12 protein-coding genes are annotated in these 9,029 nt (G+C 66.0%); 4 read left to right on the top strand and 8 right to left on the bottom strand.

Going from position 1 to position 9,029, the window contains the following annotated elements; translation table 11 throughout:
* A partial coding sequence (locus QM712_RS35670) for a DUF3597 domain-containing protein (protein ID WP_415027839.1) occupies nucleotides 1-323 on the top strand: 323 nt, incomplete at its 5' end.
* Between the two features lie 51 nt (nucleotides 324-374).
* Here the strand turns inward: QM712_RS35670 and QM712_RS35665 are convergent.
* The 4 genes from QM712_RS35665 to QM712_RS35650 all read right to left on the bottom strand — a co-directional run bounded on the left by QM712_RS35665 (nucleotide 375) and on the right by QM712_RS35650 (nucleotide 2,099).
* Nucleotides 375-650, bottom strand: coding sequence for a GNAT family N-acetyltransferase (locus QM712_RS35665; protein ID WP_415027838.1), 276 nt, complete (start codon nucleotides 648-650; stop codon nucleotides 375-377).
* A gap of 183 nt (nucleotides 651-833) precedes the next feature.
* On the bottom strand, nucleotides 834-1,109 hold the full coding sequence (locus QM712_RS35660; RefSeq protein WP_415027837.1) for a GNAT family N-acetyltransferase: 276 nt from the start codon (nucleotides 1,107-1,109) through the stop codon (nucleotides 834-836).
* Between the two features lie 11 nt (nucleotides 1,110-1,120).
* Nucleotides 1,121-1,639: a DUF3828 domain-containing protein gene (locus tag QM712_RS35655; protein ID WP_415027836.1), complete on the bottom strand. Its 519-nt coding sequence runs from the start codon at nucleotides 1,637-1,639 to the stop codon at nucleotides 1,121-1,123.
* A 91-nt stretch (nucleotides 1,640-1,730) separates the two neighbouring features.
* Entirely contained in the window at nucleotides 1,731-2,099 is a 369-nt protein-coding gene (locus QM712_RS35650; RefSeq protein WP_415027835.1) for a hypothetical protein, read from the bottom strand.
* 179 nt (nucleotides 2,100-2,278) lie between these two features.
* On the opposite strand from QM712_RS35650, the gene QM712_RS35645 reads away from it, so the two are divergent.
* From QM712_RS35645 to QM712_RS35635, 3 genes are all read left to right on the top strand, one after another.
* Nucleotides 2,279-3,886: an acyl-CoA synthetase gene (locus QM712_RS35645; RefSeq protein WP_415027834.1), complete on the top strand. Its 1,608-nt coding sequence runs from the start codon at nucleotides 2,279-2,281 to the stop codon at nucleotides 3,884-3,886.
* Between the two features lie 9 nt (nucleotides 3,887-3,895).
* Nucleotides 3,896-4,756 (top strand): PCC domain-containing protein, encoded by an 861-nt coding sequence (locus QM712_RS35640; RefSeq protein ID WP_415027833.1) that lies wholly within the window; start codon nucleotides 3,896-3,898, stop codon nucleotides 4,754-4,756.
* 87 nt (nucleotides 4,757-4,843) lie between these two features.
* A complete protein-coding gene (locus tag QM712_RS35635) occupies nucleotides 4,844-5,611 on the top strand; it encodes an AAA family ATPase (RefSeq protein ID WP_415027832.1) in 768 nt (255 codons plus the stop codon).
* A gap of 750 nt (nucleotides 5,612-6,361) precedes the next feature.
* Here the strand turns inward: QM712_RS35635 and QM712_RS35630 are convergent.
* From QM712_RS35630 to QM712_RS35615, 4 genes are all read right to left on the bottom strand, one after another.
* Complete coding sequence (locus QM712_RS35630; RefSeq protein WP_415027831.1) at nucleotides 6,362-7,288, bottom strand: nucleoside hydrolase; 927 nt, start codon at nucleotides 7,286-7,288, stop codon at nucleotides 6,362-6,364.
* A gap of 32 nt (nucleotides 7,289-7,320) precedes the next feature.
* The gene (locus QM712_RS35625) at nucleotides 7,321-7,962 is read right to left on the bottom strand and encodes an HAD-IA family hydrolase (protein ID WP_415027830.1); all 642 of its coding nucleotides are present in this window, start codon (nucleotides 7,960-7,962) and stop codon (nucleotides 7,321-7,323) included.
* A gap of 82 nt (nucleotides 7,963-8,044) precedes the next feature.
* Nucleotides 8,045-8,368: a hypothetical protein gene (locus QM712_RS35620; RefSeq protein WP_415027829.1), complete on the bottom strand. Its 324-nt coding sequence runs from the start codon at nucleotides 8,366-8,368 to the stop codon at nucleotides 8,045-8,047.
* A 57-nt stretch (nucleotides 8,369-8,425) separates the two neighbouring features.
* Nucleotides 8,426-9,029, bottom strand: a 604-nt coding sequence (locus QM712_RS35615; RefSeq protein WP_415027828.1) for an ATP-binding cassette domain-containing protein, incomplete at its 5' end; no start/stop codon positions are given.

Genomic DNA, 9,029 nt, shown 5'->3' with positions numbered 1-9,029 from the left:
CCTCGGCCGGCGCGCCCGCGGGTGCGGCGCCGTCGTCCGCTCCCGCTGCCGCGCCCATGGCAAGCGTCGACGTGGCTGCGATAGTCGACAAGGCCGCCGCCGCCCACAAGGGCGAGAAGCTGGAATGGCGCACCTCGATCGTCGACCTCATGAAGGCGCTCGACGTCGATTCCAGCCTGGCTGCGCGCAAGGACCTCGCCAAGGAGCTCGGCTACACCGGAGACACGAACGACTCCGCCAGCATGAACGTCTGGCTGCACAAGCAGGTGATGTCCAAGCTCGCCGCCAATGGCGGCAAGCTGCCGCCCGAGATCAAGCACTAACCGACCGCTCGGTCGCTGCAAGGGCCCGCGATCTCGCGGGCCCTTTTTGCGTCAGGCGACCAGATCGGCGTTTTCCGGATGCTTGTCGAGATAGTCGACGACGAAGCCGCAACCCGCGATCACCTTCCTGCCGTCGCGCCGGATCAATTCCAGCGCGCCCTTCACCAGTTCGGATGCGATGCCCTGGCCGCGCAGCGCGCGCGGCGTCTCGGTGTGGGTGATGATCACGGCCGAAGCCGTCAGCCGGTAATTCGCGAAGGCGATCTCCTGGCCGACATCCAGCTCGAAGCGGCTCCTGTCCTTGTTGTCGCGTACCGATGCCGCCATGGAAAATCCTTCCGAACTGTCAGTCCCCTGATCTAGGCGCCAGAACCCGCCCTTGCCAAGACGCGACCGAGGAAGGTTGCCGCAGGGGAGATATCCGCAAATGCGTGTCCCGTTCGGCCTCGCTGCATCGGCTGCTGCGTTCGTCTCGATCTCGTCGTCCGAGCCTGCGGCCCGCGATGACGATCAAGTCTTCAGCAGATCCTGATAGTCCGGGTGCTTCTCGATATAGGCCTTCACGAACGGGCACTGCGCGACGACTTTCAGGCCGGCGGCACGGACCTGATCGAGCGCGCCCTTGACCAGCTTCGAGCCGATGCCCTTGCCGCCGAGTTCGGGGGGCACCTCGGTGTGCACGAAGGTGATCACGTCGCCATCGAGCGTGTAGTAGGTCGCTGCGAGGTAGCCCTCCGCCTCGAGCTGATAGCGGTGATGCGCCTCGTCGTTGGTCACGTCGCTCATGGTGTCTCCCGTCAGGTCTTCAGCGAGTCCGTCAGCATCTTTCGCACCGACCAGGCCTCGCCATCGGAGGAGCCCCTGATGTCGTCGATCTTCCAGATATCGGCCTCGCGCACGAACTCGTAATGCACGATCTGGTCGGCCGGTTTGCGGTCGTTGCGGTGGCCGGTGATGGTGACCGCGACGGAGGCCTTGTCGGCCTCCATCTTCTCGGCGTCAACCTTGAACGATTTGACGTCCGGCTCCTGCGAATTGGTCACGGGATCGAAGTCGACCGGCCCGACATCGCCCTTGGGCGTATGCGCATCGGCCTTGGCCCACAATGCGATCAGCGATTTCGACAGGTACTTGGCCTTGGCCGTCTTGTTCTCGATCACGAAGGAGCCGCCACCGTCGCCCTTGCCCTTGGCCGCGCGGGTGTAGATTGCGGTCAGGATCGCCACGGGGTCGGTGGGCGCGGGAGCTTGGGCGAGGGCCGGGTTGATGCCGGCGACGAGAAGCGCGGTGGCGATGAGGCTGCGGCGGGTGAGCATGGAGTATCCCTGAGATGATGGCGCGCGACGACCGACCGGGGCGGCCGGCGTCGGCGCGTATCTCTGTAGAGCGATCTCGGGGCCGTTCGGTTCAATCGGCCGCTTTGGCCAGCCTGGTGTCCTCGGGCTGCGGCTGCGGACGCAGGCAACCCTGGCAGATGACGAGCGCGCGGCTGACCCTGGCATCCTGCTCCGCGTCAATGCCGTCCTGAGCTTGCCACCACTCTTTCGAATAGGGCTGGAGCGCGGCCTGCGACGTGTTGCGCTCGGCCTTGGAAGCGGCGCGCATCGCGCGCGATGGTTCGGAGGCGGAAGGCTGCTGGTTCGGATCCTCACCGGCTCCATCCCAGGCATAGACGGCCGGTTTGAAGGCGGGATCGGGTGCGAGCCGCGCCTGAGGCGCCATGGCACATCCGGCAAGCGCCATCGACAGCAGGAGAACGGCGGGCGCTTTGACCATGGTGCAGCACTCTGTACGCGGGAACGGGCCGAGGTTGCCCCCATCTTGCTTAAAATTCCTTGAATGGGGGCATCGAGGCCGCCCCGACCGGCGGCCTTGCGAGGCCGCCGACGAAGGCGATAAATGGACTGCAATGAGCAGGCGGCGCGTGCGCCGTCCGCCGTCGAAGAGGAAGCCCGATGCAGTCCCTGCGCATGTCCCGCCGCGTCATGAATCTCGCTCACATGCTGACGCAGAATGCGCGGCGGCATGCATCGCGTCCCGGCTTCGTCTGGGGTGACAGATCCTGGACCTGGCGCGAGATGGACGCGCAGGTCTCGGCGCTGGCGGCGGCGCTCGCCGCGCGCGGCATCGCCAAGGGCGACCGCATCCTCGTCCATTCCAAGAACGGCGACGAGATGTTCTTCTCGATGTTCGCCGCATTCCGGCTCGGCGCAGTCTGGGTTCCCACCAATTTCCGCCTGATGCCGGACGAGGTGACCTATCTCGCGCAGACATCCGGTGCGAAGGCGTTCCTGTGTCACGTCGATTTCCCCGAGCACGCCGCGGCGGTGAATGGCGGGGCGCTGGAATTCACCTGGAGCGTCGACGGCAAGGCCACATTCGGCGAACGTTCGGTGGCGGATGCCATCGCCTCGCACATGGGGACCGTGGTCGAGAACGTCGCGGTCGAGCACGACGATCCCTGCTGGTTCTTCTTCACCTCGGGAACGACCGGCCGCTCCAAGGCGGCGGTGTTGACCCACGGACAGATGGGCTTTGTCGTCACCAATCATCTTGCCGATCTCACGCCCGGCGTCGCGGAAGCGGATGCTTCGCTGGTGGTGGCGCCGCTCTCGCATGGCGCCGGCGTGCATCAACTGGTGCAGACCGCGCGCGGCGTGCGCACCGTGCTGCTGCCGACCGAGAAATTCGACATCAACGAGGCGTTCCGCCTGATCGAGGCGCACCGCGTCAGCAATCTCTTCACGGTGCCGACGATTCTCAAGATGATGGTCGAGCATCCGGCCGCCGACAAATACGATCATTCCTCGCTGCGTCACGTCATCTATGCCGGCGCGCCGATGTATCGCGAGGACCAGAAGGCCGCGCTCAAGAAGCTCGGCAAGGTGATCGTGCAGTATTTCGGGTTGGGCGAGGTCACCGGCAACATCACGGTGCTGCCGGCGGCGCTGCACGATCCAGAGGACGGCCCCCATGCCAGGATCGGCACTTGCGGCTTCGAGCGCACTGGCATGCAGGTCTCGATCCAGGACGACGAGGGACGCGAACTCGCGGCCAACCAGAGCGGCGAGATCTGCGTGATCGGCCCCGCCGTGCTCGCCGGCTATTACGACAACCCCGAAGCCAACGCGAAGGCGTTTCGCAATGGCTGGTTCCGCACCGGCGATCTCGGACACATGGACGATGAGGGGTTCGTCTACATCACCGGGCGCGCCTCCGACATGTACATTTCCGGCGGCTCGAACATCTATCCGCGCGAGATCGAGGAGAAGATCTTGACCCATCCCGCGGTCGGCGAGGTCGCGGTGCTGGGCGTGCCCGATGCGACCTGGGGCGAGGTCGGGGTCGCCGTCTGCGTCGCGCGCGAGGGCGAGAAGCCGGTGACCGAGGCGGAGATGGCGGCATTCCTCTCGCCGAAGGTGCCGCGCTACAAGATGCCGAAGCGCTTCTTCTTCTGGGACGCGCTGCCGAAGTCCGGCTACGGCAAGATTCCCAAGCGCATGGTGCGCGATGAGCTCGAGGCGCGCGGCTTGCTCGATCTCGACAAGACGCAGGCGGGTTGAACCAGGCACATGCGCAGCATCAAGCAACCGGGAGCGCAGGTCGTCGAACGCATCCAATGGGTGGAGGCGCGGGGGCGTGGCTTCTCGTTCGTGCTGGAAGCCGGCCTGCCGCTGCTCGAAGCCGCACGGCGCGGCTTCGCGGCCGAGGGCTTTGCCGGCGGTGTGCTCAATTTCGGCGACGGTGCGCTCGGGCCGTTCGGTTATGTCATGCCGGCGCTGTCGAAGACCGGTGAGAACGCCGCGTTCTACAGCGACACCTATCGGCCGAAAGGCATCACGCGCACGAAGCTCGGCAGCATGACGCTCGGCATGCGCGACGGTGCGCCGTTCTTTCATTGCCACGGGCTGTGGATCGAAGCCGACGGCATCACCAGCGGCGGCCACATGCTGCCGGACGAGACGGTCGTCGCCGAGCCGTTCGAAGTCGAGGCCTTCGGTCTGGACGGCGCAATGTTCACCGCCGAGCCTGATCCGGAGACGAATTTCAAGCTGTTCGGTCCGGTGGCCGCGCCGGGCTGCGGCGCCCGTACGACCGGACGCGCCTTCGCGCTGCGGCTGCGGCCCAACCAGGACTTTGCCGGATGCCTCGAGGATTTCTGCCGCATGCAGGGCGTTGCACGCGCCAGGCTGCGCGGCGGTGTCGGCTCGACCATCGGCGCGCGCTTCACCCATGGAGGCGTGATCGAGCCGTTCGCCACCGAACTGGCGATCACGGCGGGCACGATCGCGCCCGGTCCCTCCGGGACCGCGGAAGCCGCGCTCGACGTCGCGCTGGTCGACTACACCGGCGGCATCGCGGATGGGCGCCTGATCCGCGGCGATAACCCCGTGCTGATGACCATGGAGCTGGTGCTGGAGGTCCTGGACTAGGTCGCGCCGACGGCATCGTACCGCTTCCATGGAATGGTCGTTCCTGATACGTTCCATTTTCCACGATTTGAGGCTGCCGGGGACGCGATGGCACGGAAGGGCAATCGAACGATCAACCTGCCTGCGCCGTATCTCAGGAGGGTCTGGCTCGAGCCGTCGCAAGTCAGCGATCGCGAGGCCTATCCGTTTTGCCTGCCCATCTTCCCCGATGATTTCGAGCTCGGCTTCGATGCCGCCATCACCATCATCGTCGGCGAGAATGGCGCCGGGAAGTCGACGATCCTCGAGGGGATCGCGGCGCTTGCCGGCTACGACGAGGCTGGTGGAGGAAAGGGCTACATGCCCGTCGACCACTCCGAGGCAAGGGAGAAGATGGGCGGCGAACTTTCCAGGACCTTGCGCGCGAGCTGGCTGCCGAAGATCAGCAATGGCTGGTTTTTCCACGCCGAGAGTTTCTTCTCGGTGGCGCGATATCTCGACAAGGCCGCGCGTGACGCCGGCCAGACCGGGCCGGATTTCCTGTCGCATTCCCACGGCGAGGGGTTTCTGCGCTTCTTCGAAGAACGCTGCCAGCGCCAGGGCATCTTCATCTTCGACGAGCCGGAATCGGCGCTGTCGCCCGCGCGCCAGGTCGAATTCCTGAAGCTGCTGCGCCGCATGGACGAGTCCCGGATCTGCCAGGTCATCATGGCAACCCATTCGCCGCTGCTGATGGCGTATCCCGGCGCGCAGTTGCTGCGACTCGGGAAAGGCGGCCTGGAGCCGACCAGCGTGGAGCAGACCGATCATTACCGGGTGATGCGTGAGTTCTGCGACGATCCGCGTGGTTTCGTCGAGGCGGCGCTGACCGAGTAGGCGCGGGCCGCGACCGACACGCGCTCGCTCCGTCGTCATTGCGAGCGCGGCGCAACTCGATCACCGCCGCAAGGTTCTGGATTGCGTCGCTGCGCTCGCAATGACGGGGTGGGGACAAGCTGACCCGTTCTCGCGGCTTGTTCGGCCCGAGTTTTTCGGAAGTCGTCCGGCCCTCGGAGTGCCGAGGGCGCAGGGAAGGCCGGGTGCCGGCTGGCACCCGTGGTCCGCTGTGCGCAAATGCGCTGGAAACAAATGCACAGCAGCATACAGGGCAGCCTGACATTCCGGCCTTCCCTGCGCAGTGGTCTTACGGCTTATGTCGCGCTCTCCCCGGGGAGCGATGCACTATTGCCCCCGTCGCCCCGCGGTTCGCTGATGCGCGAGCCCGGTCGGGCCGCACACATCACCGCAAGACTTGGCGCGCAGGCTCCGGGCGCCAGGACCACGCGATTTTGCCGTACGCAGGCTGCGCCGGTCGTGTGCGCGTCGTGTTCGCTCACGGAGTGACCCGCCCTGCAAACCGTTGTCGCGCCGACGCCGCCTGCGTCCACCACGTCCCATCCCGCGTTCGTGACGATCGCGATCCGCCCCTCGGCCGGGTTGGGATGGCGCTTTGTACGATAATCCGAAATACTGATAAAGCGAATTATTTGCGGTCGGGATCGTTGACCCGTCCCTGGGTGTTTCGGCCGCCGGACGGCGCAAGCGGTTGTGGTGCGTTCGGCCCGGAGATCGCCTCGTCGATCCGGGCTAGGGCGATCGCGATCCTGCAAACGCCTTCAGCTTCAGGAAGAAATCCTTCAGGATCGCATTGCGGTCCACATGGGTCACGTAGCGGATCGCGTGGCGCCTGCGGTCGATGCTCCAGGTCATCTGGTTGGTCAGGACCGGCGCCGGAACGATCACGCTCGGCGCCCAATCGGGATTGAGCAGCCAGCCGACGGGCGCCATGTCCCAGATCTCCTTGGCCCAGCCGAGATGATCGGACGAGTACTCCTTGAAGCGCATGGCCAGGAACGCGCCGATGCTGCCGTTCGGTTCGACGTAGCGCTCGATCTCCGGCACTGTCGAGTGCAGGCGCGAGGTGACGCCCATGCACGGCACGAGCACGAGCGGCACGCCGCTGTCCAGCAGCGCCTGCGCGCCGCCGACGTCCTGCTTGAGATTGAACTCGACCGTGTGCGGCCATTCGAGCGCATGGCCGCCGAGCCATACGACGACGATGCGGTCGATGATGTCGGGTGCCCTGAGCAGCGCCGAGGCGACGTTGCTGATGGCACCGATGGCGACGACATGAAGCGGATCGTCAGGAGAGCCCGCGCGTGCCCGGGCCACGAGATCGTCGACGGCGGGCGCGTCGCGGGCCTGCTTTTCGGGACCGACATAGTCGGCGACGCCACGATGGACCAGCCCATCGGGCGCGAGGTTCAGCCGTTCCAGCAGGCGGAGGATCTCCTGATAGCTCAGTTCCATGCCGTGGCCGGGACTGTCCGCGCGCGCGTTGAAGAACGGCGCGGCGTAGATCGCCTCGACGTCGAAGCGCTCCTTCGACAGCAGCATCTGCACCAGAGCGAACTGGTCGTCGATCTCGTTGTAGGTGTCGGTGTCGAGCACGACGCGAAGCCGGCCGGCCGGCGGCGCGAGGAGCTTCAGGCGGGCTGCATCCGTGAGTGCCATGATCGTCTCCTGACGTCGCGTGTCGATGCCGATCAGGCCCTGGCCGGGATTGGACAGACCGCGTCCACGATCTCGCTGATGTGCGCGAACATGTGGTCCGGCGCAAGCGCCTGCAACGCCGCCGGCGCGGCATAACCCCAATTCACCGCGCCGCAGGCGATGCCGACGGCCCGTGCCGCCTCGATGTCGCGGACCTCGTCGCCGATCGCGATGACCCGCGCCGGCGCGATTCCGGCCCGCCGGATGACGCGGCGGAATTTGGCGGGCTTGCCGAACACCGAGGCTGAACAATCGAAATGCGAGAACAGCCGAGCGGTGTCGCCCAGCTTCTCGCGGGCATTGGCTTCGCTGTCGGACGACACCAGCGCGAGCTGCACGCCGTTTTCGGCGAGCGTGTTCAGCATCGTCTCGACGCCGGGAAACAACGAAATCTCCGCCGCCGCATCCGCCTTCAGACGCCGCGCATGCCGCATGATCGCCGGCAGCTTCCACAGGGGCACGTCGAGAAAGCCGAGAATCTCGCGCGTCGAGGCCAGCCGCAGACTTTCGACGTCCTCTTCCCTGACACGACGAAAGTCGAAGTGGTCGGCGACCTCGTTGATGGTGCGCAGGAACCACGGAAAGCTGTCGGCCAGCGTGCCGTCGAGATCGAAGATGGCGAGGGAGTAGGGCATGGAGGGGCGAAAGTGCCGTCCGGGACCGGGCATCGGGCGCGCTGGAAACGCGATGATGGAACGATCACTCGATCATAGAGGCTTATCGCAACTTGCGCACGTGAACATTGACGTCGAGATCGATCGCGCTGACGCAGGTCTGCGTGGTTCGGTGCGAGCCGCCCTCGTGCCAGCGGCCATCACGCATCCCGGCATCCCTCACACTGGCCAGCCTCAGGCACCGCCATTGCGGCAGCGGCCCGCTGCTCTCACCGGCGAACTGCCAGGCCAGCACAGCCTCCTCGCCGTGTCTGTTCGTACCGATGATGTGCGGGCAGAGCTCGCGATAGCGACCCTCATATGTGCAGGTCACCTGCCGTTCGGCGAGAATGGCTTGACGAAAGAGCCTGTAGGTTCGGCTGGGCATCGCGGCTCCTCGCTGCTCCGTGCTCGGAGAGCCCCCCGGCGAGGACGGTGGAGATATCTACTCCGCCGCCTCGCTCGTGCTCCGTCGCTTCGGCTTGCGCGCCTTCTTCAACACCGGCTCCAGGAACTTGCCCGTGTAGCTCCGCGGCGCCTTGGCGATGTCTTCCGGAGGTCCCCAGGCGACGATCTCGCCGCCGCCGTCACCGCCTTCGGGACCGAGGTCGATGACCCAGTCCGCGGTCTTGATGACTTCGAGATTGTGCTCGATGACGACGACCGTGTTGCCCTGCGCGACCAGCTCGTGCAGCACCTCCAAGAGCTTCTTGACGTCGTGGAAGTGCAGGCCGGTGGTCGGCTCGTCCAGGATGTAGAGCGTGCGGCCGGTGGCGCGCTTGGACAGCTCCTTGGCGAGCTTCACGCGCTGGGCCTCGCCGCCCGAGAGCGTGGTGGCCTGCTGGCCGACATGGATGTAGTCGAGACCGACGCGGCGCAGCGTCTCGAAGGTGTCGCGCACGCGCGGCACCGCCTTGAAGAACTCGGCGGCTTCCTCGACGGTCATGTCGAGCACGTCGGCGATGCTCTTGCCCTTGAACAGCACCTCCAGCGTCTCGCGGTTGTAGCGCTTGCCCTTGCAGACGTCGCAGGTGACGTAGACGTCGGGC

The organism is Bradyrhizobium sp., assembly GCF_047605465.1.
Lineage (GTDB): Bacteria > Pseudomonadota > Alphaproteobacteria > Rhizobiales > Xanthobacteraceae > Bradyrhizobium.
This window is presented reverse-complemented; position numbering and strand designations above follow the sequence as displayed.